Origin of the sequence: Massilimicrobiota sp. An105, assembly GCF_002161155.1 — a bacterium.
GTDB lineage: Bacteria > Bacillota_I > Bacilli_A > Erysipelotrichales > Coprobacillaceae > Allocoprobacillus > Allocoprobacillus merdigallinarum.
In genome coordinates this window covers 1-1941 of sequence record NZ_NFLY01000097.1, presented here as the reverse complement: position 1 = coordinate 1941, position 1941 = coordinate 1, and the positions used below count along the sequence as shown (strand labels likewise).

General features: G+C 32.9%; 1 protein-coding gene and 2 pseudogenes. All 3 read right to left on the bottom strand.

What is annotated here, in order from left to right:
• Positions 1 to 327, bottom strand: a pseudogene (locus B5E48_RS13340) (IS1634 family transposase); the annotation flags it as partial.
• A 211-nt stretch (positions 328 to 538) separates the two neighbouring features.
• Entirely contained in the window at positions 539 to 1180 is a 642-nt protein-coding gene (locus B5E48_RS13335) for a hypothetical protein (protein ID WP_158097310.1), read from the bottom strand.
• Positions 1181 to 1207: 27 nt separating this feature from the next.
• Positions 1208 to 1330 (bottom strand): annotated as a pseudogene (locus tag B5E48_RS14160) (IS1/IS1595 family N-terminal zinc-binding domain-containing protein); the annotation flags it as partial.
• Positions 1331 to 1941 lie beyond the last annotated feature (611 nt).

The window sequence follows — 1941 nt, the reverse complement described above, 5'->3', positions numbered from 1 at the left end:
ATCAAAATGTTCCCTTACATCAAGATTGTTCATAATGCTGGCCAAGGGAAAGTATCCAAGGAGCTTTTCAGGAGAGACTTCACCGATAAGACGATCGTTGATCTTCTTGTTGGCATTATTAGCCTTTCTCTGGGCATTAAGACGATCGACTTCCTTTTGAAAGTAAGCGATGGGATCATCGATACCACTGTCGATGAGCTTCTGAATATTGCCTAAAGAGCGATAGCTGCGATGCTTTGTACCCTTAGTTTCAAGGGAATAGAAGCTTTCGTATATAGAGAGATAGGTACGAGACTGCTGTTTTGTAACCTTAAGAAAGTAAGCCATAAGAACACCTCCAATATATAACACCATTACACCACTATTATAACACAAAAGAAAAAATAATAAAATAATTTTTAATAAATCATTATTTGCACAGTGAGCCTACTAAAAACCTCAAAATCCTTATTTTATCGGGATTTTGAAGCATAGAAATCTCTGTATCTTAATGATTTGGTAAGGTGTATGGCGCTATTTAGTACCATTTCGACCTTTTCTAGCTTATCAGCTGGGGGGGATTAGATATAAAGCAATATAGATTAATGTAATGCTGTATATCATCTCTAGAAAATCCTGGATGATATCTTAGAAATCGTTTTAGTAAGTAACACTGCCTGTTTATGGGATTCAATGGATTATCTTTATCTTTGCATTTTTTTAGCTTATTTGCATCATATGATTCATCGCTTAGTTTCAATTCTTTTATCAGAATCTTATGACTTTTTTCTTTGTCATGTATAAGATGCGATCCAGGCTTAATATGATTTATGAATGTGTCCTTTGTTTTCTTTTGGCATGTTTTTCCAAATCCCTCAACATGAACATAAACATGATTGCCATCATATGTGATGCCGATGCATATTTGGTCTTTTGATAATCCTCTAAGTTTTTTGCCATCTTTAACAGTTTTATCAGATTCGACAACAGGATAGAATGTTTCATCGATATAGACATTACCTTCAAGTACGATATCATCTTGCATGTCTTCAATAATATAAAAGAGTTTATATAGCCAATATTTTGATGTTGTAAAGCTGTTTTTGTTGTTCTTGGAAGTTAAATTGATACTCTCATATCTGAAAATACCCAAACAGAATTCAATCCATTCGGATATTGCAATCTTGTGATTATCAAACATAGTTCCTGTAAGGACATTAAAATATCTCTTACAGATGTTGCAATAATATCTTTGAATACCATTTTTGGTAAAGCCTTTTTTCTTAAAATCAGTGGAGACACATCTTTTGCAACATGTCACTTCATAGGAATTAAGCAAATCAGCCTCCATTGTTTCTTTAATAAAAGGATGCTTATAATCATAGGAATCTAGATATTTGGATTTGATAAAAGTCTCCATAGGAGATAAGCTAGTATTGCAGTCCCATGGAGTCCTCTTTCTAGAATGATTCTTGTATTGAGTTGTCATATGTGGAAGTCCTCTCTGCTTAAGCGAACAGTTGTGCAGAGGACTTCCACATCACAATTGCACAGCTGCTCGCCTAAGCATAATTGTTAGTGCTTTTATCGCACATCTATTATACTATTTACAGGCTCACTGTGCAAATAAGGATTTAATTTTTAAATAAAAAAAGCCCATAAAATGGACTTAATTTAAATTTTTCAAAAAAGATTACAAAAGAAACATGGTGCTAACTGCCAAAGACGGGACTATTATTTTGACGGTGATAAAGAAACAATACTATTAATCCTCAAAAAGTTCAGATAATATGCGCTTATTAGAGTTGCCCCTTCTTGACAAACGATGCTTTATTTTATATACTACCTGACTTTAGTATCCGGTATTAAAATCTAGTGATAGTTTTATAAAATATTTAGGTCCCTATTTTTAGGGACCTGTTTTTAATTCTATATTTTATAATTTAATATTTGTTTAATTTG

Coding starts and splice junctions, on each gene's coding strand:
- B5E48_RS13335 (WP_158097310.1), bottom strand. CDS start 1,180: ATGTTTGATAATCACAAGATTGCAATATCCGAATGGATTGAATTCTGT.